This is a genomic window from Roseovarius sp. M141 (genome assembly GCF_024355225.1).
Classification (GTDB): domain Bacteria; phylum Pseudomonadota; class Alphaproteobacteria; order Rhodobacterales; family Rhodobacteraceae; genus Roseovarius.
On sequence record NZ_VCNH01000008.1, the window covers coordinates 2133847 to 2153423 of the forward strand.

Annotated in this window: 20 protein-coding genes; 13 read left to right on the forward strand and 7 right to left on the reverse strand. The window is 63.9% G+C overall.

The features are described 5' to 3' along the window. Positions 1-103 precede the first annotated feature (103 nt). The 7 genes from FGD77_RS14400 (at position 104) to FGD77_RS14430 (ending at position 6520) form a co-directional block, all read left to right on the forward strand. Positions 104-1006: a DUF2059 domain-containing protein gene (locus FGD77_RS14400; RefSeq protein WP_255010820.1), complete on the forward strand. Its 903-nt coding sequence runs from the start codon at positions 104-106 to the stop codon at positions 1004-1006. A 222-nt stretch (positions 1007-1228) separates the two neighbouring features. After that, on the forward strand, positions 1229-1879 hold the full coding sequence (locus tag FGD77_RS14405; protein WP_255010821.1) for a 50S ribosomal protein L21: 651 nt from the start codon (positions 1229-1231) through the stop codon (positions 1877-1879). Positions 1880-1890: 11 nt separating this feature from the next. After that, complete coding sequence (gene rpmA, locus FGD77_RS14410) at positions 1891-2160, forward strand: 50S ribosomal protein L27 (RefSeq protein ID WP_255010823.1); 270 nt, start codon at positions 1891-1893, stop codon at positions 2158-2160. 281 nt (positions 2161-2441) lie between these two features. Then, on the forward strand, positions 2442-2981 hold the full coding sequence (locus FGD77_RS14415) for a GNAT family N-acetyltransferase (protein WP_255010826.1): 540 nt from the start codon (positions 2442-2444) through the stop codon (positions 2979-2981). 76 nt (positions 2982-3057) lie between these two features. Next, positions 3058-4098 (forward strand): GTPase ObgE, encoded by a 1041-nt coding sequence (gene obgE, locus FGD77_RS14420; protein WP_255010828.1) that lies wholly within the window; start codon positions 3058-3060, stop codon positions 4096-4098. Beyond that, complete coding sequence (gene proB / locus FGD77_RS14425; RefSeq protein ID WP_255010831.1) at positions 4086-5192, forward strand: glutamate 5-kinase; 1107 nt, start codon at positions 4086-4088, stop codon at positions 5190-5192. The genes obgE and proB overlap by 13 nt, the downstream gene beginning before the upstream one ends. A 62-nt stretch (positions 5193-5254) precedes the next feature. After that, on the forward strand, positions 5255-6520 hold the full coding sequence (locus tag FGD77_RS14430) for a glutamate-5-semialdehyde dehydrogenase (protein ID WP_255010833.1): 1266 nt from the start codon (positions 5255-5257) through the stop codon (positions 6518-6520). A 33-nt stretch (positions 6521-6553) separates the two neighbouring features. Here FGD77_RS14430 and FGD77_RS14435 read toward each other — a convergent pair whose 3' ends face one another. Next, positions 6554-7153: a histidine phosphotransferase family protein gene (locus FGD77_RS14435; protein WP_255010835.1), complete on the reverse strand. Its 600-nt coding sequence runs from the start codon at positions 7151-7153 to the stop codon at positions 6554-6556. Between the two features lie 27 nt (positions 7154-7180). Here FGD77_RS14435 and FGD77_RS14440 point away from each other — a divergent pair, with 27 nt between their 5' ends. From FGD77_RS14440 to FGD77_RS14450, 3 genes are all read left to right on the forward strand, one after another. Then, positions 7181-7363: a DUF3553 domain-containing protein gene (locus FGD77_RS14440; protein ID WP_255010836.1), complete on the forward strand. Its 183-nt coding sequence runs from the start codon at positions 7181-7183 to the stop codon at positions 7361-7363. A gap of 148 nt (positions 7364-7511) precedes the next feature. After that, the gene (locus FGD77_RS14445; RefSeq protein WP_255010837.1) at positions 7512-8300 is read left to right on the forward strand and encodes a GNAT family N-acetyltransferase; all 789 of its coding nucleotides are present in this window, start codon (positions 7512-7514) and stop codon (positions 8298-8300) included. Continuing rightward, positions 8297-9136: a 1-acyl-sn-glycerol-3-phosphate acyltransferase gene (locus FGD77_RS14450; protein ID WP_255010838.1), complete on the forward strand. Its 840-nt coding sequence runs from the start codon at positions 8297-8299 to the stop codon at positions 9134-9136. Before FGD77_RS14445 ends, FGD77_RS14450 begins: the two co-directional genes overlap by 4 nt. Before the next feature lie 76 nt (positions 9137-9212). Here the strand turns inward: FGD77_RS14450 and FGD77_RS14455 are convergent, their stop codons facing one another. Both FGD77_RS14455 and FGD77_RS14460 read right to left on the reverse strand, forming a co-directional pair. Continuing rightward, positions 9213-9833 (reverse strand): thiamine phosphate synthase, encoded by a 621-nt coding sequence (locus FGD77_RS14455; protein ID WP_255010839.1) that lies wholly within the window; start codon positions 9831-9833, stop codon positions 9213-9215. A gap of 289 nt (positions 9834-10122) precedes the next feature. Further along, positions 10123-10479 (reverse strand): hypothetical protein, encoded by a 357-nt coding sequence (locus FGD77_RS14460; RefSeq protein ID WP_255010840.1) that lies wholly within the window; start codon positions 10477-10479, stop codon positions 10123-10125. Positions 10480-10685: 206 nt separating this feature from the next. On the opposite strand from FGD77_RS14460, the gene lepA reads away from it, so the two are divergent. Further along, positions 10686-12485 carry a translation elongation factor 4 gene (lepA, locus tag FGD77_RS14465; RefSeq protein WP_255010841.1) on the forward strand — a complete coding sequence of 600 codons (1800 nt, stop codon included), beginning with the start codon at positions 10686-10688 and terminating at the stop codon, positions 12483-12485. Positions 12486-12685: 200 nt separating this feature from the next. On the opposite strand, the gene FGD77_RS14470 is transcribed toward lepA, so the two are convergent. Then, on the reverse strand, positions 12686-12805 hold the full coding sequence (locus FGD77_RS14470; RefSeq protein ID WP_255010842.1) for an entericidin A/B family lipoprotein: 120 nt from the start codon (positions 12803-12805) through the stop codon (positions 12686-12688). A gap of 187 nt (positions 12806-12992) precedes the next feature. Between FGD77_RS14470 and FGD77_RS14475 the strand changes: the two genes are divergently transcribed. Beyond that, positions 12993-13178, forward strand: coding sequence for a CTP synthetase (locus FGD77_RS14475; RefSeq protein ID WP_255010843.1), 186 nt, complete (start codon positions 12993-12995; stop codon positions 13176-13178). A gap of 268 nt (positions 13179-13446) precedes the next feature. Here the strand turns inward: FGD77_RS14475 and FGD77_RS14480 are convergent, their stop codons facing one another. The 3 genes from FGD77_RS14480 to FGD77_RS14490 form a co-directional block, all read right to left on the reverse strand. Then, positions 13447-13944, reverse strand: coding sequence for a polymer-forming cytoskeletal protein (locus tag FGD77_RS14480; protein WP_255010845.1), 498 nt, complete (start codon positions 13942-13944; stop codon positions 13447-13449). Beyond that, positions 13934-15253, reverse strand: a complete 1320-nt coding sequence (locus tag FGD77_RS14485; RefSeq protein ID WP_255010847.1) for a M23 family metallopeptidase — start codon at positions 15251-15253, stop codon at positions 13934-13936. The genes FGD77_RS14480 and FGD77_RS14485 overlap by 11 nt, the downstream gene beginning before the upstream one ends. A 264-nt stretch (positions 15254-15517) precedes the next feature. After that, positions 15518-15979 (reverse strand): peroxiredoxin, encoded by a 462-nt coding sequence (locus FGD77_RS14490; protein WP_255010849.1) that lies wholly within the window; start codon positions 15977-15979, stop codon positions 15518-15520. Positions 15980-16108: 129 nt separating this feature from the next. On the opposite strand from FGD77_RS14490, the gene FGD77_RS14495 reads away from it, so the two are divergent. After that, entirely contained in the window at positions 16109-19552 is a 3444-nt protein-coding gene (locus FGD77_RS14495) for an AsmA-like C-terminal region-containing protein (protein WP_255010851.1), read from the forward strand. Positions 19553-19577: the final 25 nt, after the last annotated feature.

Here is a 19577-nt window from a genome sequence, read left to right on the forward strand (position 1 = left end):
CAGGACGAAGTGTGCAGCGAAACGCGTGGATTTCGGGGTGCGCAGGCCCTGCCGCTTGCGATATGCTGCGTATGCGCGGTGCGTGGGCGCCAGGAGGGCCGTGATGAGTAGATACAATCACCGAAATGAGGCGCCGGGGTCCATGCTCGCTTGGTGCAGGATGGCCGCGTGTTGCGCGCTGGTGCTGCTGGCCGGTGGGGCACAGGTCGCCGCCGCGCAGGACCGCGCTGCGGACTTCGAGGCGCTGGCTGACGCGCTGGACATTACAGAGACGGTCGCCATCATGCGTGAGGAAGGGCTGGTCTATGGCGATCAGATCGCGGGCGCGATGCTGCCGGACGTGGATACCGCCGGGTGGCAACGGCAGATCACGCAGCTCTATGATGTGGAGCGTATGGAGCAACTGGTCCTGCAGGGGCTGGAGCGCGCGCTGGAGGGCGCCGATCTGGCGCCGATGCTGGCCTTCTACCGCAGCGAGACCGGCCAGCGCGCCGTTACGCTGGAACTGGCGGCGCGGCGGGCGTTTCTGGACCCCGAGGCCGAGGATGCGGCGCGCGCAGCGGCGGTTGAGGCCGCAGCGCAGAAGGACGGGCCACAGGCCGACCTGCTGCGCCTGATCCGGCGTCTGATCGAAGGCGGCGATCTGATCGAGCGGAACGTGACCGCATCGCTCAACGCCGACATGATGTTCTGGCGCGGGGTCATGGATGCGGGCGGCCCCGGTCCGGCGGGTGATCAGTCCGATGAAAACGAACTGGCCGATGCCGTCATCGCCGGTCTGGCCGAAACGCGCCGCGAGACCGAGGCGTGGATGACCGCGTTTTTACTGGTCGCATGCGGTCCACTGACGCCTGAGCAGATGGACGAGTACGCCGCCTTTTTCGAAACCCGCGATGGCCGCATTCTGAATGCCGCGCTGTTTGACGGCTTCAACGGCATGTATGATCAGCTGGCCTATATTCTGGGCCACGCGGCAGGCACATGGATGAACAGCGCGCCGCTGTGAGCGGCATGGTCCGTGGGCGCCTGTGCCCCGAAGGCGTTGGGCCAAAACGGGGTTGACTCGGGACGGCGATCGCCTGATAAGCCCGCATCCCGGCAAGGGTGAGCCTTGCACCGGGTTATCTTATATATCGTCGTGATCGGCGCGCTGTCCAAGGTGGCCAAAATGGCCGCGAACACCCAAAGACCGGGGACCGGCGGACGCGGAAATTTGAGGGAAAGACAGATGTTTGCGGTTCTGAAAACCGGGGGCAAGCAGTATCGGGTTAAATCCGGCGATATGCTGCGTGTCGAAAAACTGGCCGCCGAGGCGGGCGAAACAGTTCAATTCAACGATATCCTGATGCTGGGCGGCGACAGCCCGGTCGTCGGTGCGCCCATGATCGACGGGGCCTGCGTGCAGGCCGAGGTCATCGACCAGATCAAGGGCGAAAAGGTCATCCACTTCGTCAAGCGCCGCCGCAAGCACGGCTCGCAGCGCACCAAGGGCCACCGCCAGCAGCTGACGCTGCTGCGCGTGACGGACATTCTGGGCGAGGGCGCAGACAAGTCGGGCGTCAAATCTGCCATTGGCGCAGGCTCGGTTTCGGGCGCGGCGATCACGTCGGGCGACAAACCCGCCGCCAAGAAAGCCCCCGCCAAGAAAGCCGCAGCTTCCAAGGCGGCGAAAGCTGCCGGTGGCGACGATCTGAAGCGTCTGTCGGGCGTTGGCCCTGCACTGGAAAAGAAGCTGCATGCTGCGAACGTGACCAGCTTTGCCCAGATCGCGGCATGGACCGAAGCCGACGTTGCTGATATGGACGAGAAACTGTCGTTCAAGGGCCGGATCGAGCGTGAAGGCTGGATTGACCAGGCCAAAGAACTGACCAAAGGTTAAGGAGAGACCAAATGGCACATAAAAAAGCAGGCGGCTCATCCCGTAACGGCCGCGATAGCGCGGGTCGTCGCCTTGGCGTCAAGAAATACGGTGGCGAATCCGTCATTCCGGGCAACATCATCATGCGTCAGCGCGGCACCAAGATGTGGCCGGGCGAGGGCGTCGGTCTGGGAAAGGATCACACCATCTTTGCGGTGATCGAAGGTCATGTGAAATTCCACACCGGGCTGAAGGGGCGCAAGTTCATTTCCGTCCTGCCCGTGGCCGAAGCCGCCGAGTAAGCCGCGCCTCATACTGGCCTAAGATTTTGGGGATCGGCGGGCAACCGCCGGTCCCCGTTTCTTATGCTACGGCCCGCTTGCCGTCGCCGCAGGGCTTCTCAAGTGAATCAACCTTATGCCATCTAACCTAAACGATTTTTCAACTTTTAGTTGTTATGGCGTGCGGGTATGAATTGTTTTGTTGACCATCGCTAAGGCCTGCGGGGAAACATCGCTGTTCGTGACCGGGTGGTTTTGCAGCGGCCACCGTTCTGCCATCGCTTCTGGAAAGGAGGCTAGACATGGGTCTTGCCTATACCGAACGCCAACCTGTGATTACGGCGGGCCTTTATGATCTGCGGCCGATGTGCCCGTCGGATGCAGGGTTGATGACGCTCTACACAAGTGATTTGCGCGTTGCGCAGACAACCTCGTCCATCCCCCATCCGCTGCCCCCCGGCACGACCGAGGCGTTTATCGACCGTAGCATGGCCGAGGACCGGATTGAGGATGCCTGGGCGATCGACGGCACCCGTGCCGAAAGTGGCGCACTTGTGGGGGTGATCAGCCTGACCCGGCTGGACGTGGACCAATCCGAGATCGGCTATTGGGTCGCGCCGCTGTTCTGGAATTCCGGCGTTGCATCGGCGGCGGTGAGCGCGCTGATCGCGGCGAACCCGCAGAAATGCCGCACGATCTTTGCCACCGTGCAGCAAGGAAACCCGGCGTCGGCGCGGGTTTTGACGAATTGCGGCTTTACCTACCTGGGCGATGCGGAAACTTACTGCCTTGCACGGGGCTTTGCGGTTCCAACATGGACATATTGCCGAAAACTGGATTGAGCCGCGCGCGCGCATTGCGTAAGGAGGGCACGACAGGGCGCAGGGCGTTGCCGCCCGCGCATGCAGGGAACCGGCCATGAAATTTCTCGATCTCGCCAAGGTCTACATCCGCTCGGGCGGCGGTGGTGGTGGCTGTGTCAGCTTTCGCCGTGAGAAATACATCGAATTCGGCGGCCCCGACGGTGGCGACGGCGGCGATGGCGGCTCGGTCTGGGCCGAAGCGGTCGATGGGCTGAACACGCTGATCGACTTTCGCTATCAGCAGCATTTCTTTGCCCGTAGCGGTCAGCCCGGTATGGGCAAGCAGCGCACCGGCAAGACTGGCGACAATATCGTGCTGCGCGTGCCCGTCGGCACCGAAATCCTCGATGAGGATCAGGAGACGGTGATCGCGGACATGACCGAGCTGGGCCAGCGCGTGCAGTTGGCGCGTGGCGGTAATGGCGGTTTTGGCAACCTGCATTTCAAATCCTCGACCAATCAGGCCCCGCGCCGGGCCAATCCGGGGCAGGAGGGGGTCGAGCGGACGATATGGCTGCGGTTGAAACTGATTGCCGATGTGGGTCTGCTGGGGATGCCGAACGCGGGCAAGTCGACATTCCTCGCGGCCACATCGAATGCACGGCCCAAGATCGCCGATTATCCGTTTACCACGCTGCACCCCAATCTGGGTGTCGTCGGCGTCGACAATGTCGAATTCGTGGTTGCAGATATTCCCGGTTTGATCGATGGCGCCAGCGAGGGCAGGGGGCTGGGTGATCTGTTCCTCGGCCATGTGGAGCGCTGCGCGATCCTGCTGCATCTGGTCGATGGCACGTCTCAGACCATCGCCGACGATTATCAGACGATAATAACCGAGATCGAGGCCTATGACGGCCCGCTGGCCTCCAAACCGCGCCTGACCGTGCTGAACAAGATCGACGCGCTGGATGAGGACGCGCTGGCCGAGGCGAAAGCGGCGCTGGAAGAAGCATCCGGCGGCCCGGTGATGACGATGTCCGGCGTCGCGGGTGACGGCGTAACCGATGTCCTGCGGGCCCTGCGCACCGAAATCGACGATGATCGCCTGCGCCACCGCACAGAGGTCGAAGAAGAGCCGGCGCCGTGGCGGCCCTGACAGACGCCAAACGGTTGGTCATCAAGGTCGGCTCGGCCCTACTGGTCGACCGGACCACTGGCGCGTTGCGTGCCGACTGGCTGGAGGGGCTGGCCGATGACGTCGCGCGTCTGCGCGCGCGCGGCACGGACGTGGTGTTGGTGTCGTCCGGGTCCATCGCGCTGGGGCGCGGCACGCTGGGCCTTCCTGCCGGAACGCTGACGCTGGAGCAAAGCCAGGCCGCCGCCGCCGTGGGCCAGATCCGGCTGGCGGGTGCCTATGATGCCGCGTTGGCCGCGCGCGGGCTGATCGCCGCTCAGGTGCTGGTGACGCTGGAGGACAGCACCGACCGGCGCCGCTATCTGAACACCCGTGCGACGCTGGAGCAGCTGATCCGCCTTGGTGCGGTGCCCATCGTGAATGAAAACGATACCGTGGCAACGGACGAAATCCGCTATGGCGACAACGACCGGCTGGCTGCGCAGGTGGCGGTAACGGCAGGCGCCGACCAGTTGATCCTGCTCAGCGATATCGACGGGTTTTATTCTGGCAACCCGTCGCAGGACAGCGCGGCGCAGCGCTTTGATATCATAGACGCGATCACGCCCGAGATCGAGGCGATGGCCGGTGATGCCGGCTCCGGTCTCAGCAAGGGAGGCATGAAAACCAAGCTGATGGCGGCGAAGACGGCGATGGCGGCCGGCTGCGACATGGCCATCACCAATGGATTCGTGCTGCATCCACTGGCCGCGATCGAGGCCGGCGCAGCCGCGACATGGTTCACCGCGCAGGGCACGCCGCAGCAGCGGCGCAAGGCGTGGATTGGCGGCATGAAGGCGCGGGGGCGGCTGCATGTCGATGCTGGCGCGGCGCAGGCGATGACGCGCGGCAGCAGCTTGCTGCCGGCCGGGCTGACGGGGGTCGATGGCGATTTCGGACGCGGCGACGCGGTCGAGATCGCAGGCCCGGACGGCGCGCGGCTGGGGCTGGGCCTGACCCGCTATGACGCGCAGGAGGCGGCGCTGGTGCAGGGATTGCGCTCGGATGCGATCGCCGCCGTTTTGGGTTATCCTGCGCGCGCGGCGCTGATTCACCGCGACGATATGGCGTTCTGACGCGTCGATACATTTTCTCCGGCACAAATCACCGGCATAGTTTCCCGCAAGGAGCCGACGTCATGACTGAACAGCAAGACATCCCCGCCCTCATGGCACGCATGGGTGCCTGCGCCCGCGCCGCCGCGACCGAACTGGCCGTAACCGAATCGGGCCGCAAGGACAGCGCCCTGCGCGGCGCCTCCGATGCCGTTTGGGCCCGCCGCGCGGCGATCATCGAATCGAACGCCAAGGATGTGGCCGCCGCCCGCGACAAGGGGCTGAGCGATGCGATGATCGACCGCCTTCTGCTGGATGAGGCGCGCATTCGCGCCATCGCGGACGGGCTGCGCGCCGTTGCCGATCAGCCAGACCCGGTGGGCGAGGTGCTGGCGGATTGGAGCCAGCCCAGCGGCATCCATATCCAGCGCGTGCGCACGCCGCTGGGTGTGATCGGCGTGATCTATGAAAGCCGCCCGAATGTGACGGCGGATGCCGGGGCACTGTGCCTGAAGGCCGGCAATGCGGTCATCCTGCGCGGCGGATCGGAAAGCTATCACAGTTCCCGCGCGATCCATGCCTGCCTGAAACAGGGCCTGCGCGAGGCCGGTCTGCCCGAAGAGGCGATCCAGCTGGTCCAGACGCGCGACCGCGCCGCCGTTCACGAGATGCTGAAAATGACCGGCACCATCGACGTGGTCGTCCCGCGTGGTGGCAAGGAACTGGTTGCCCTCGTCCAGCGCGAGGCGCGCGTGCCGGTCTTTGCCCATCTGGAGGGGATCGTGCATATCTATGTCGACGCCGCTGCTGACGCGGAAAAGGCCATGCGCGTGGTGCTGAACGCCAAGACGCGCCGCACCGGCATCTGCGGCGCGGCCGAATGCCTGCTGATCCACCGCGATCTGGTGGGCGGTCTGGCCAGCGATCTGATCCGCGCACTGATCGCCGCGGGCGTCGAGGTGCGCGCCGATGAGACCCTGTCGGCCATCGACGGCACCGTCCCTGCGCGGCAGGAGGATTGGGGCCACGAATATCTGGACAGCATCATCGCCGCGCGCGTCGTGGGTGATCTGGGCCTCGCCATCGGGCATATTTCGGAATATGGCTCGCATCATACCGATTGCATCATTTCCGAAGATCCGGCGGCGGTGCATGCATTCTTTGCGCAGGTCGACAGCGCAATCCTGATGCACAACGCGTCGACCCAGTTTGCGGATGGCGGTGAATTCGGCATGGGTGCCGAGATCGGCATCGCCACAGGCAAGCTGCATGCGCGCGGGCCGGTGGGCGCAGCACAGCTGACCAGCTTCAAGTATCTGGTGACGGGCGACGGCGCGGTGCGCGGCTGATTGTCTGCGGGGCAGGCGGGCCCGGGGTGGGCGCTAGAATTCCAGCGTGACAGGGTCGGCCAGGGACACGCGCGCCGGACGCCCCAGATCGGCCAGCAGATCAGGCAGCAGCGCGAACTGCACGTGCGTGGCCGACAGGTCATCCAGATTGCCCGGCTGCGCGTCGGTCAGCCGTGCCCAGTCGTCTGTCTGCGGCGTCAGCCTGTCGCCGGTGACGGTCAGGATCAGGGTGCCATCGCCCTCGGCAATGGTCAGGACGCCGCCGAAGGGTACGGCCTGTTCACCGCAGAGCAGGGCCAGAAACGCTGCCTGCACTACGCTTCGTGGCAACGGCGCATCGATTTGCCAGTCGCAACTGACCTTGGCGGTATAGATGTCGCCTAAAATACTGCGAATCTCGCGTGCGCCTATATTTTGCGCATCGCTGGACAGGCCGAACGCGACGCGAAAAAACCGCAGCCGCGCATTGGCATGTGCCGCGCTATCCGCGACCAACGCCATTTCCGGCCCGTCCGGAACCCCGGCAAGGCCGAGCAGCTCCAACCCGTTGGAAATGGCGCCGACGGGGCTGATCAGATCATGGCAAATACGCGAGCCTATCAGGGCGCCGAAATTGCGGTTAGGCTGGGTCATCTGAATCCTTTCGACACAGGCATATTGATGAGCGACTTCGCGGCATTTCTGGAACCCGGCATGCGGGTCGAGGCACCGAGCCATCCCGATTGGGGGGTGGGCCAAGTGCAATCGAATGTGGCGGGCAGGGTCACGGTTAATTTCCCTGATATGGGCAAGATGGTGATAGAGACCAGCCGCGTCATGCTGCTGCCTGTCTTTGATCGCTGATGTTTGTTACAAAACAATTAACGTCGGCCGGTTCAACCCAGACGGTAGCACAGGCGCAGCCGCGCATCACGCGTCAATCGGGGGCGATGTTGCCATTGGTCGCCCCGACCCATAGAAAGCGGTCGAGTTCACGTTCCCCGAGGACAGAATGCATACACGCGCGATCCGCCGCCGCCTTCCTGATTTTGAGGTCACGTTAGCCAGCAGCGCGGCTGATATTCGCGCGGCGCAGCGCCTGCGATACCGCGTCTTTGTTCAGGAACTGGGCGGCGGCGGCGCGATGGTCGACCATGAGGCCGGCATTGAGGCCGACCGTTTTGACGGCTGGTTCGACCACCTGCTGTTGCGCGACCGCGCATTGCCGGGCAATCCTCAGGATCAGGTGGTCGGTGCCTACCGCCTGCTGCGCGCTGATCAGGCCGCGCGTGCGGGGCAGTTCTACTCCGAGGACGAATACGACCTGAGCGCGCTGCGTACCTCCGGGCGCAATCTGCTGGAACTGGGCCGGTCCTGCGTCGATGCGCGCTATCGGGGGGGGCAGGCGCTGCTGCATCTGTGGCGGGGGCTGGCGCGGTATGTGGCTGATCATGACGCCGAAGTGTTGTTTGGCGCTGCCAGCTTTCATGGCACGGATGCATCGGCGCTGGCGGCGCCGCTGTCGCTGTTGCACCACCGCCATCTGGCCCCACCCGAACTGAGAGCACGCTCACTGCGCTATCAGCCGATGGACCTGATCGCCCCCGAGATGCTGGACCGCCGCGCTGCGATGTTGCAGGTGCCACCGCTGATCAAGGCCTATCTGCGTCTCGGCGGCTATGTCGGTGACGGTGCGTTCGTCGACCACGAATTCAACACCACCGATGTCTGCCTGATCATGGATACGCCGCGCCTTGGGGCGCTGCACCGCGCGCTCTACGCTCCGGCGGGGGGCGAATGACGGCGCCTCCATGGCCGCGGCCCGACCCTGTTCTGACCCGGCCTGCGGCGGCGGGGCGTGTGCGGATCGCTGTACGGGCGGCGCTGCTGCTGAGCGTGCTGGCGGTCCTGTTGCCCCTGTTGCTGCTGGTCCGTGCGGTCGAGCGTCCGCTGGCGGGCCTGCGCAGGCCGGTGTCAGGGTACATCGTGCAGGGTTTTTGCCGTGCCGGCACGGCCATCGCGGGGCTGCACCTGACGGTGCGCGGCGCCCCCATGGCGCAGCCGGGCGCGGTGGTGGCAAACCACGCGTCCTGGCTGGATATCTTTGTGCTGAACGCGCGGCACCGCATCGTTTTTGTCTCCAAATCCGAGGTTTCGGGCTGGCCTGTGATCGGGTTTCTGGCGCGCTTGGTCGGGACGCTGTTCATCCGCCGGGATGCACGCGAGGCGCAGGTGCAGGCAATTGCGCTGGAGGCGCGTCTGCTGGCCGGTCAGCAGCTGGTTTTCTTTCCCGAAGGCACGTCGACGGACGGGCTGCGCGTGCTGCCGTTCAAGTCGACGCTGTTTCAGGCCTTCTTTGCACCCACTCTGGCGCCGATGCTGCATGTTCAGCCGGTCACGGTGATCTATCACGCGCCCGGCGGCGCGGATGCGGCCTTCTATGGATGGTATGGGGAAATGGATTTTGCCCCCCATGCCGCGCAGGTTTTTGCGGCGCGGCGCGGGGGGCGGGTTGAGCTGATCTATCACACGCCGCTGCGAGTGGCCGATTTCAACAACCGCAAGGCACTGGCCACCGAGGCGGAGCGCACCGTGCGCGCCGCCATGCCGCCGGACCGGCAAAGCCTGCCGGACTAAAGAGTTTCACCTTAAACCTGAGGCACTCAGCTAAGGTGAAACGCTGTGATTCAGGTTTTTCGCGACACGCTTGAGGCTACCCTATTGCGCGGATCAACTGCCCGAGGGCGGCGGCGGGGTCATCCTGGCCCCAGATCTCATCGCCGATGCCGAAGAAATCCGTGACCGGCGCCAGCGCGGTGATCAGCCCGGCATCCAGCGCCCCCTCGGCCACGACGGGCAGTTCGATCATCTCGCTCCACCAACCGAACAGCTCGGGCTCGGCCTGCTCGCCATCCCCGAGGCCTGAGGCGCCGACCGGGCCAAAGGCGATATAATCGGCACCGGCCTCGCCTGCGTTCATACCCTCGTGGCGCGATTGCGCACAGAAGGCGCCGATGATGGCATCAGGTCCCAGCGCCTTGCGGGCCTTGCGTACGGATCGCGCGCCGTCCGGAAGGTGCACGCCGTCCAGACCCAGCCGCTCGGCCAGGGTGATGTGGTTGGCCATCACGATCGCGACGTCGCGCGCATGGCACACCTCGCGGCAGGCATCGGCGGCGCGCGCGATGCGGTCCTCGTCATGGGTGGCCATGGCCACGCGCAGGCAGGCAACGGGCTGTGCATCCAGCACGGCGGCCAATCGGTCCTGAAACTGGCTGAGATCAAACTCGGCCGGGGTGATCAGATAGATCTGTGGCTGCTCCTGGTCGCTCATGTCCGGCGCTCCCTAACTTGGTGTTGCGCCGCTATAGCCCAGCTTGTCGGCGGGCGCCACTGGTGGCAATGCGGGTCATCCCGCCGCGCGTATGCGCTGGCGAGCGGAAGGCGCTGTCGCTTTCTGTGATCTGCTGGATCAGCTTTAGCGCCGCGTCAGACCTCATGCTATGCTTGTCTTGTAGCTGACGCTGGTGATCTTGGTGCAAACCTTCAGCCTGAATATTGTCAATCGCGTGTCAGCGACACGGTAACACCGGCGGTTCCTTTGGTCGCAGCTGCCACGGCGGTCAGGTGCAGGTACGCTCGGCCTGCTTGCTGTAATCCGAATAGGACTTCCAAAAGCTCTTGTCTTTGGGGCGGCTGGATTGGCGGATGTCCTGCGCCGATTGCGGGTCGGAGTAGAATTTGACCGCGCGTCTCTGTTCGCCGCGCGACAGGTTCCGGTCGGCCACGGCCTGAATGCAGCCGCACAGATGATTTGACCGCGCCTTGCGCCCCGAAGCAAGGCAGGCCGATTTTATCGGGCCGCTGGCCGTGGGCGTATAAAGCTGCGCTGCGCCGCGACTGGACCCGCCTTTGGACCGGTTGCCGCCGCCGCACCCGGCCAGCGCCAGGATCATGCCAAGGATCAGGATATTCTTCATTGCCACTGCCTCATGTCTGCCCCGGGGTCCATGCCCCATGTCTGCCCTGTGCCCGAGGGGGTACATCCCCCTTTGCGGTCTGTTACTTGCAGCCTTTCTGCCTGATCCGGCGGGGATTTTCAATTCACAAGATGACGACGTGCATTCGCGTCCCGGTCGTGCGATCCAGCTTGACCAAACCCTTATTACGCACCATATCGGACGCCATGACAGACCTCGCACATATCCGCAATTTCTCGATCGTGGCGCATATCGATCACGGGAAATCCACGCTTGCCGATCGCCTGATCCAGCAGACGAACACTGTCGCCGAACGCGACATGAAGGAACAGATGCTGGACAGCATGGATATCGAGCGCGAGCGCGGTATCACCATCAAGGCGCAGACCGTACGCATCAACTATACCGCGCTGAATGGCGAAGACTACGTGCTGAACCTGATCGACACGCCCGGCCATGTCGATTTCGCCTATGAGGTCAGTCGCTCCATGCGCGCGGTCGAGGGATCGCTGCTGGTCGTGGACTCGACGCAAGGGGTCGAGGCGCAGACGTTGGCCAATGTCTACACGGCCATCGACGCGGGCCACGAAATCATTCCGGTCCTGAACAAGATCGACCTACCCGCCACCGATTGCGAACGCGTGGCCGAGCAGATCGAGGATGTCATCGGTATCGATGCCAGCGGCGCGATCCGCGTCAGCGCCAAGACGGGGCAGGGCATCGTCGAGACGCTGGAGGCGATCATCACCCATCTGCCACCGCCCACAGGCGACCGCGATGCGCCGCTCAAGGCGATGCTGGTCGATAGCTGGTATGACGCCTATCTGGGGGTGATCGTCCTGGTGCGCATCATGGACGGTATCCTGAAAAAGGGCGACCGGGTGCGCATGATGCAGAACGGATCGGTGCATCAGATCGAGCGAATCGGCGTGTTCCGCCCGGCCATGACGGTCGTGAACCAGCTGGAGCCGGGGGAAATCGGATTTATCACCGCGTCGATCAAGCAGGTGCGCGATACGAAAGTCGGCGACACCATCACCCTGGACAAGGCGCCTTGCGCCACGCCGCTGCCGGGGTTCAAGCCATCGGTCCCGGTGGTGTTCTGTGGGCTTTTCCCGGTCGATTCCGCCGAGTTCGAGGATCTGCGCGACGCCATCGAAAAGCTGGCGCTGAACGACGCCAGCTTCAGCTACGAGATGGAAACATCTGCGGCGCTTGGCTTTGGCTTTCGCTGCGGGTTTCTGGGGCTGCTTCACCTCGAGGTCATCCGCGACCGGATCGAACGCGAATATGACATCGAGCTGATCACCACGGCGCCGTCGGTGATCTACAACGTCTTCATGCGCGACGGTACGCTTTTGCCGCTGCACAACCCGGCGGACATGCCGGACCTGTCGACGGTGGATCACGTGGAAGAGCCGCGGATCAAGGCGACCATTCTGGTGCCGGACGAATATCTGGGCGATGTGTTGAAGCTGTGCCAGGATCGGCGCGGTATTCAGCAGGATCTGACCTATGCGGGCAGCCGCGCGATGGTGGTCTATGATCTGCCGCTGAATGAGGTGGTGTTCGATTTCTACGATAGGCTGAAATCGGTGACCAAAGGGTATGCCAGCTTCGATTATCAGATGCTTGGTTATCGTACGGACAACCTTGTGAAAATGTCGATCCTCGTCAATGACGAGCCGGTCGATGCGCTGTCGATGATGGTTCACCGCGACCGGGCCGAGTCGCGCGGGCGCGCCATGGTAGAAAAGCTGAAGGATCTGATACCGCGTCACATGTTCAAGATCCCGATTCAGGCCGCTATCGGTGGCAAGGTGATCGCGCGCGAAACGCTGTCAGCAATGCGCAAGGACGTGACGGCGAAGTGCTATGGCGGCGATGCAACGCGCAAGAAAAAGCTGCTGGAGAAGCAGAAGGCCGGCAAGAAGAAGATGCGCCAGTTCGGCAAGGTGGAAATCCCGCAGGAGGCATTCATCTCCGCGCTCAAGATGGACGGATAAGAGGCAGGGGCGCGGGCAGGGCCAGTTGAAACCGGCCAAAGGGGAACTGCTGCCGAATTTCGATCATATTCCACGATAGTGCAGGTGGGCTATGTATCGGTTGTCGTTGTTGACACTACAGACCGTCCCAAGAGGCGATTCTTTCAAAGAACCGCCTCCGGTATGTTTTTCTTCGGCCTTAAGGCCTGTTTCGGCGCGCTTTAATCAGCCTCGTCTTCGATCGCCTGACCGGCCTTTTGAACGTCACGGCCGAATCCCTCGGTCGTCTCGCAGGCGGCGAGGCCCAGAGCGACGATGATGGCGAGTGTGGCTTTCAGCATTTTGACGTTCCTTTTATCATTGCGTCAGGAGAACGCGCCGCATACGGATAGGTTCCAACCGGACGCATCGAATTGACCGAACAGTGCAGGGCGGGCGCCATTCAGCGTCAGTCTGACATGGATCAAGGCAGGGCGCTGTGCCGCCGGTCAAAGTGGCGAAAAATGACCCCATAGACGGAGCGGGACCATGTGGCGATTGGCCGGTATTTTACATCTTTTCATCGGCTCGACCCTTGCGGGGAGTGGCGTTATCGCGGCGCTCGTCATGGGGTATGACGACATGAGCGGCATTCTGATCGCCGCTGCCCTCGGTTTTGTCGTCAGTTTCCCCGTGACCTGGCTGATTGCGCGGCAGTTGTGGCAAAACCGCTGAGTGTGCAAAGTTGCATGAAAATCGGGTCAAGCTGATATACATGCCGGTTTGTCTACCCCGTCGGGTGGTGCATCCAACGCGCTGCATATCCAGATAACGGGTGGGGTATCAACTGAAAATCGGCCGGTACGATTATCCGGACGGGGGCGGTCCGGCGAGCCCGCCCTTATTTTATACGCAAGACCCCTGGGCAGCAACGAAAACCGCCCCCGAACCGGATACGGCGGGAGCGGTTGATCTGGGAAATCCGAGTGCTGCAAAGCCGGTGTTAGCTGGGCTTGGCCTCGGGCGCCTTGCCCTTGGGGTTCAGCGGATCGTCCTGACGCTGAACCGATCCCTCGAAATGGGCGCCGGATTCGATGGCGATGGTCTTGTGAATGATATCCCCCTCGACGCGTGCGGTCGATGTCAGGCGTACCTTGAGGCCGCGAACGCGGCCCACGATGCGGCCATTGACCACGACGTCATCGGCAATCACTTCGCCCTTGATCGTCGCCGTCTCGCCGATGGTCAACAGATGGGCGCGGATGTCGCCCTCAACCGTGCCTTCAACCTGAATGTCGCCGGTCGTCTTCATGTTGCCAGTGACATGCAGATCCGAGGACAGCACCGATGCGGGCGGCTTGGCCTTGGGCGCTGCTGCCTTGTAATCGCCGCCCTGCGCGGCCGCAGGCTTGGGCGCGTCCAGAGGCTTGTCATAACCGGCCGGTTTAGGCGCGTCGCCCTTCTGCGGACCAGGATCGTTGATTTTGCTCTTAGAAAACATTTCTACCAGCCTTGATGAATGTCATTGCGTTGATGGCCTTGCCGTCCACCCTGATTTCATAGTGTAGATGGGTGCCGGTGGATCGTCCAGAGTTTCCCATATCACCGATGCGATCCCCACGCGAGACCCTTTGCCCCTTCTTTACGCGGATTTTCGATTGATGGGCATAGCGCGTCTCGATTCCGAAGGCATGCTTGATCGTGACCAGACGCCCATAGGCGGACTGCCAGCCTGCGTGCGTGACAACACCGTCGGCCGTGGCGTAGATGGGTGAGCCGTGATCGCCGGCCATATCCGTGCCGTTGTGCATGCGACCCCACCGCGGACCAAAGCCCGAAGTGTAGCGAAATGCGCCCTTGAGAGGCAGGGCAAAAGGTGCCTTTTCTCCGGCGATGCGGTACAGGTTCAGGCGGTCAAGCTGGTTGAGCAGGCGGTTGGCACGGGCGGCGTCCGGTGACGGCGCTTCGCCGCGGGTGGAAAAGCTGAGCGGCATCAGGGGACCACCCTGACCGGAATAGCCTTTGCGCACGGTGTTCAGGATCTTTTCGGTGCTCATCCCGGCAGAGCGGAACATCTTGTCCAGCGGCTCGACCGATATGGTCATCGCATCCTCGAGCTGGCGAAAGATCTGGTCGTTCTGGTCCTGCATCAGGCGAATCTGCTGCTGCATCTCGTCGGCCTGAATCAGCGCGTCCTGCGCATCGGCGGTGACCTGGTCGCGCTCGGCGGCGGTTTCGGCCAGCGCAAGGGTCAGGAAATCAACGACGTTGCCGCCTGCACCGTCGCCGGTGGACAGCGCGTCACGGTCGCCCGATGTCTCGAGTTCAACTGTGAGAGTGTCGGCCTTGCCACGGGCGGCGTCACGTTCATGCATGGTGCGGCGCAGGGTGGACTGGATCACGTCGATCCCGGTCTCCATCTCGCGACGGCGGGTCTCGGAGGCCAGCAGTTCGGACTGCATGACGGAAATCTGTTCAAGCGCCGAGTTGAAGCGCTCCTGCGCCTCGCGCGCCTCGATGGCGCGCTTGTCACGTTCGCTGCTCAGATCATTGAGGCGGTTTTCATAGGTGCGCTGATCGCGCTTGGCCTGTTCGCGAAAGTTGCCCGACCCGATGCTGTCCATCAGCAGGATGGCGGTCGCGATGATCGACCAGGCGACAATCAACGACACGCCGCTGAAGGCGATCAGCTGAGTCGCCGGTCGTAGCCGAATAAACCGCGTGTCGGTGTCAGACCGCAAAAAGACCCGACGTTCGGGAAAATGGCGTTCCAGAAAAGCATGTGCTTTTATTGCGATCAGTGTCCGCAAAATATCCCGTCCTCAGATTATCCGTGTCCATCCCGAGTGGCGCACATTCTTCAGAGCGAGGCGCCTTGCGGTTGTGCTTAGACAGAGCGTGGACCATGAGCAACAGTTTTGGCCGTCATGGCACCGCGAATCACTTGAGGCGGTGAGAAGTGGCAAATTATCGCCGATTTGCAGACGGCTGGGCGGGGATTTGCAGGTCTGGCCTGCGCCTGGATGTCGCAGGTCAGACCTGACTATGCGCAGGCCCGCCATCTTAAGGCGGCGTCAGAGGGCGCGCGCGGCCTCCAGCACCTCTTGGGCGTGGCCTGGCACTTTGACCTTGCGCCAGACGCGCGCGATTCGGCCCTCGGCGTCGATCAGGAACGTGCTGCGCTCAATCCCCATGAAGGTCTTGCCGTACATCTTCTTTTCGCACCAGACGCCGTAATCCTCGCAGGTCGCGCTATTCTCGTCCGAGGCTAAGGGTATGGTCAGGCCGTGCTTGTCGCGGAACTTGTCATGCTTGGCGATCGAATCCTTGGAAATGCCGATGAGGCGCACGCCGATCTGGTCGAATTCGCCGGTCAGGGCGGTGAAATCCAGCGCCTCGCGCGTGCAGCCGGTGGTATCGTCGCGGGGGTAAAAGAACAGAACCACCGGCGCGCCGCGCAGCGCGCTGAGCTGAATTTCGCCGCTGCCGGACGCAGGGAGGGTGAAATCGGGGGCATTGTCGGAAATATCGGGCATGAGCTGTCCTTGGTGATGGCGGTGTTCCTGATATACTAACCCGGTGCGGCCCGTATGGAAGGGACGCATTGCGACGACCCATCGCAAAGACACAAAGAGGGGCGCGCAAAAAAGCCCCCGAAGGAGCAGATGAGCGAGACAGGTTCCCAGCCGCCAAGCGCGGACTCTGAGGGGCACGATGCCCATGCGCACCGCGCGCGGCGGCGGCGCAGGCGGCGCAAGGCCGGGCTGTGGTCCCTGCTGAGCATGGCCGCGCTGGCCAGCGCGATGGCGCTGTTCGTGCTGTCCTATCTGGGTACGCCCGTTGCCGTGCCCGAGTGGCTGCGCGCGCGCATCACCGAGCGGATCAACAGCCAGGCGGGTGGTCTTCAGGTTGAGCTGGGCCAGATGGCCGTCGTCATCGAAAAGGGATGGACGCCGCGGTTGGCCCTGCGCGCGGTGACGTTGCGCGGACCGGACCGTCGCGTGATCGCAACCTTGGCCGAGCTGAGCGGCACCGCCCGGTTGCGCCCGTTATTGCGGGGGCAGGTGCAGCCGGCGGGTATTCGGCTATCGGGTCTTCAGGTGCATCTGCGCCGCGACGATTCTGGTGGGCTGGGCGTGCAGTTGGGCGCCGATATGGGGGTGGGCGGTGGTCGCGACCGGCCGCGCGACGTGCCCTCGCTGATTGCGCAGATCGACGCGGTGCTGGAGCGCCCGGCGCTGGCATCGCTCGACGACGTGCGCGCCGACAACATGACGCTGCGCTATGAGGATGCGCGTACGGGGCGCGCCTGGACGGTGGATGGCGGCAAGGTATCGGTCACGCGAGAGGGGGGCGTGCTACAGGCGCGCGGTGATTTCACCGTGCTGGGCGCGCGGTCCTATGCCAGCACGCTGGAGTTCAATTTCTCCAGCCAGATCGGCAGCACGGCGGCGCAGCTGGGGCTGAATTTTTCGGACCTGCCGGCGGGCGAGTTGGCGATGCAATCGCCGGCGTTGGCGGTTCTGGGCGCGCTTGATGCGCCGATTTCGGGCGCGCTGCGCGCCCGGCTGGATGCCAGCGGCAGGCTGGGACCGATGAATGCGACGCTGCAAATAGGGCAGGGCGTACTGCAACCCCACCCCGCGACCAAGCCGATCGCCTTTGATGCCGCCCGCGCCTATTTCACCTACGATCCCATTGCGCAGAAGATCGAGATCGGCACGTTGTCGATCGATAGCAAATGGGTGACGGCCAGCGCCGAGGGCGTGGCGCATCTGATCGGGGGCACCAATGGCTGGCCGGACGAATTGCAGGCACAGTTGCGCGTCAGCAATATCATTGCCAATCCTGCTGATCTATACGCTGCGCCCGTGCAGGTGGACAGCGCCGCGCTGGACCTGCGCCTGCGGCTGGAGCCGTTTCATCTGAGTGTTGGCCAACTGAGTCTGTCGGATCAGGGCCGCCATCTGGTGCTGGACGGCGATCTGCGCGGCAGTGATGCAGGCTGGGATCTGGCATTGGATGGACGGCTGGACGGTATTAACGGGGCTCGGCTGATGCAATTGTGGCCCGAGGCGGCCGTGCCCAAGACCCGCAAATGGGTCGATGAAAATGTGCAAACTGCTGATTTGCACAACATCGATCTGGCTTTCAGATCAAGACCCGGGCAGGCCCGATCGGTGGCTCTGGCCTTTGATTTCACGGGGCTCAGATCCCGTTTCATGAAACAGATGCCCGTGATCGAGGGGATGTCCGGCAAGGCGGTGTTGCTGGGCAACCGCTTTGCCATCGAGGCCGAGGTAGGCCACGTCGAGGCGCCGCAGGGCGGGAGCATCGATATCGCGGGCACCAGCTTTGTCGTGCCCAATACCAAAATCAAACCTGCTCCGGCGGAGGTGGCGGTGCGCGCGTCCAGTACGATCACTGCGGCGCTGGCGCTGATCGACGAAGAGCCGTTCCGCTTCCTGAGCAAGCAGGGTCGGCCGGTCACGCTGGCCGAGGGGCGGGCGCGCGTGGCGGTCGATCTCGGCTTACCGTTGATGCGCCACCTAAAGACCAAGGATGTGCGCGTCGAGGTGGCGGGCGAGTTGTCGGACCTGCGCAGCGACGTTCTGGTGCCGGGGCGCGTTCTGACGGCGCAGACGCTGGATTTGCGTCTGGCGGAGGATCGCTTGCGCATCGGCGGCGACGGGCAACTGGATGGTGTGCCATTCAACGGCCACTGGAACGCCGTGCTGGGCCCCGAGTCCAAGGGCAGCCGCATCGAGGGAACCATCATGCTGAGTCAGGGCTTTGCCGATGCGTTCGGCATCGGCCTGCCGCCGGGCAGCCTTAGCGGTAGCGCGCCCGCGCAGATAGCCGTCGATCTTGGGCCCGAGGGCGCGGCGGCGTTCACGCTTACCTCGGATCTGGTGGGGCTGGGGCTGTCGCTGCCACAGCTGAACTGGTCCCTCGGGCGCGCCACGCGCGGCGCGCTGGAGGTACGCGGCCGGTTGGGCACGCCGCCGCGGATCGACCACCTGTCGCTGGATGCGCCGGGGCTGACGGCGCTGGGCAGTGTCACGCTGAAGCCCAGCGGCCAATTGGCGCGTGCACAGTTTTCGCGCGTGCGGGTGGGCGGTTGGCTGGACGCACCGGTCGCGCTGATCGGGCGCGGTAAGGGCGCGGCGCCGCGCATCGAGGTGACGGGCGGCAGCATCGATCTGCGCCGCGCCGATTTGTCTGGCGGCGGCGGTGGCGCTGGCGGGCCGGTATCGCTGGCGCTGGATCGGTTGACGGTGTCGGATGCATTGGCGCTGACCGGGTTTCGCGCCGATCTGGATCTGGCGCGCGGCGTCGACGGGAACTTCATGGGCCGCGTTAACGGCGGCGCAGCCATTCGGGGCCGGGTCGAGCCGCAGGACAGGCGCAGCGCATTCCGCATCACCACCGCTGACGCGGGGGGCGTTCTGGGCGCCGCCGGTCTGCTGAAACAGGCGCGCGGCGGCCAGATGGAGCTGATCCTGACACCGGCAGGCGCGCCCGGCACCTATGAGGGCCGGCTGAAGGGCGGTGACATATGGCTGACGGACGCGCCGGCATTGGCGGCGCTTCTGAGCGCGCTCAGCGTTGTCGGCCTGCTGGAGCAGATGTCGGGAAGTGGCATCCATTTCAGCGATGTAGATGCGCGGTTTCGGCTGGGGCCAGAGCGGCTGACGCTGTATTCAGGCAGCGCGGTGGGGGCGTCGATGGGTATCTCGATGGATGGTTATTATAATCTGGGAAGCAAGCAGATGGATATGCAGGGCGTCGTGTCACCGCTTTATGTGGTCAACGCCATCGGCGCGATGTTTACCCGGCGCGGCGAGGGGCTGGTGGGGGTCAATTATACGCTCACGGGGCCTGCCGCGTCACCGCGCGTCGGGGTCAATCCACTGTCGCTGTTGACACCCGGCATGTTCCGCGAGATTTTCCGCCGCTCGCCGCCAGAGCCGCCGAAACGCGCCGCGCCGCCGGGCACTGCTGCGGACACGGGCGGACAGGCGGCAGGGGGGCCGGATAGTGCTGTCGGGCCGCCGCCCAAACCTGTGCGCAAGCCGGTGGATCATGGCAGGCGGAACCGCAGGTGACGGCACCGGATGAAACAGGATTGGG

Excerpts from the sequence above, each read along its gene's own strand:
- FGD77_RS14445 (WP_255010837.1), top strand. The coding sequence starts at position 7,512 with ATGCATACACGCGCGATCCGCCGCCGCCTTCCTGATTTTGAGGTCACG.
- FGD77_RS14475 (WP_255010843.1), top strand. The coding sequence starts at position 12,993 with ATGTGGCGATTGGCCGGTATTTTACATCTTTTCATCGGCTCGACCCTT.
- FGD77_RS14490 (WP_255010849.1), bottom strand. The coding sequence starts at position 15,979 with ATGCCCGATATTTCCGACAATGCCCCCGATTTCACCCTCCCTGCGTCC.
- FGD77_RS14400 (WP_255010820.1), top strand. The coding sequence starts at position 104 with ATGAGTAGATACAATCACCGAAATGAGGCGCCGGGGTCCATGCTCGCT.
- FGD77_RS14495 (WP_255010851.1), top strand. The coding sequence starts at position 16,109 with ATGAGCGAGACAGGTTCCCAGCCGCCAAGCGCGGACTCTGAGGGGCAC.
- rpmA (WP_255010823.1), top strand. The coding sequence starts at position 1,891 with ATGGCACATAAAAAAGCAGGCGGCTCATCCCGTAACGGCCGCGATAGC.
- FGD77_RS14470 (WP_255010842.1), bottom strand. The coding sequence starts at position 12,805 with ATGCTGAAAGCCACACTCGCCATCATCGTCGCTCTGGGCCTCGCCGCC.
- FGD77_RS14450 (WP_255010838.1), top strand. The coding sequence starts at position 8,297 with ATGACGGCGCCTCCATGGCCGCGGCCCGACCCTGTTCTGACCCGGCCT.
- FGD77_RS14430 (WP_255010833.1), top strand. The coding sequence starts at position 5,255 with ATGACTGAACAGCAAGACATCCCCGCCCTCATGGCACGCATGGGTGCC.
- FGD77_RS14405 (WP_255010821.1), top strand. The coding sequence starts at position 1,229 with ATGTTTGCGGTTCTGAAAACCGGGGGCAAGCAGTATCGGGTTAAATCC.
- FGD77_RS14480 (WP_255010845.1), bottom strand. The coding sequence starts at position 13,944 with ATGTTTTCTAAGAGCAAAATCAACGATCCTGGTCCGCAGAAGGGCGAC.
- FGD77_RS14440 (WP_255010836.1), top strand. The coding sequence starts at position 7,181 with ATGAGCGACTTCGCGGCATTTCTGGAACCCGGCATGCGGGTCGAGGCA.
- FGD77_RS14460 (WP_255010840.1), bottom strand. The coding sequence starts at position 10,479 with ATGAAGAATATCCTGATCCTTGGCATGATCCTGGCGCTGGCCGGGTGC.
- obgE (WP_255010828.1), top strand. The coding sequence starts at position 3,058 with ATGAAATTTCTCGATCTCGCCAAGGTCTACATCCGCTCGGGCGGCGGT.
- FGD77_RS14435 (WP_255010835.1), bottom strand. The coding sequence starts at position 7,153 with ATGACCCAGCCTAACCGCAATTTCGGCGCCCTGATAGGCTCGCGTATT.
- lepA (WP_255010841.1), top strand. The coding sequence starts at position 10,686 with ATGACAGACCTCGCACATATCCGCAATTTCTCGATCGTGGCGCATATC.
- FGD77_RS14415 (WP_255010826.1), top strand. The coding sequence starts at position 2,442 with ATGGGTCTTGCCTATACCGAACGCCAACCTGTGATTACGGCGGGCCTT.
- FGD77_RS14455 (WP_255010839.1), bottom strand. The coding sequence starts at position 9,833 with ATGAGCGACCAGGAGCAGCCACAGATCTATCTGATCACCCCGGCCGAG.